General features: G+C 58.1%; 2 tRNA genes. Both read left to right on the top strand.

Features of this window, described 5'->3' with window-relative positions:
* Positions 1–28 precede the first annotated feature (28 nt).
* Positions 29–105: transfer RNA gene (locus OGV85_RS00010), tRNA-Met, on the top strand.
* A 48-nt stretch (positions 106–153) separates the two neighbouring features.
* Positions 154–227, top strand: a tRNA-Met gene (locus tag OGV85_RS00005).

Here is a 227-nt window from a genome sequence, read left to right as displayed (position 1 = left end):
CGAGCAGAGTATAGTGCGCATCCACGGACGCGGGGTGGAGCAGCCTGGTAGCTCGTCGGGCTCATAACCCGAAGGTCGTCAGTTCAAATCTGGCCCCCGCAACCAATTAAAATCAGAAGCAGTAACGTTACTCGATGGAAGAGTAATGACGGACGCGGGGTGGAGCAGCCTGGTAGCTCGTCGGGCTCATAACCCGAAGGTCGTCGGTTCAAATCCGGCCCCCGCAA

The sequence above is a fragment of the Citrobacter sp. Cf132 genome (assembly GCF_030333885.1).
GTDB lineage: Bacteria > Pseudomonadota > Gammaproteobacteria > Enterobacterales > Enterobacteriaceae > Citrobacter > Citrobacter freundii.
This window is presented reverse-complemented; position numbering and strand designations above follow the sequence as displayed.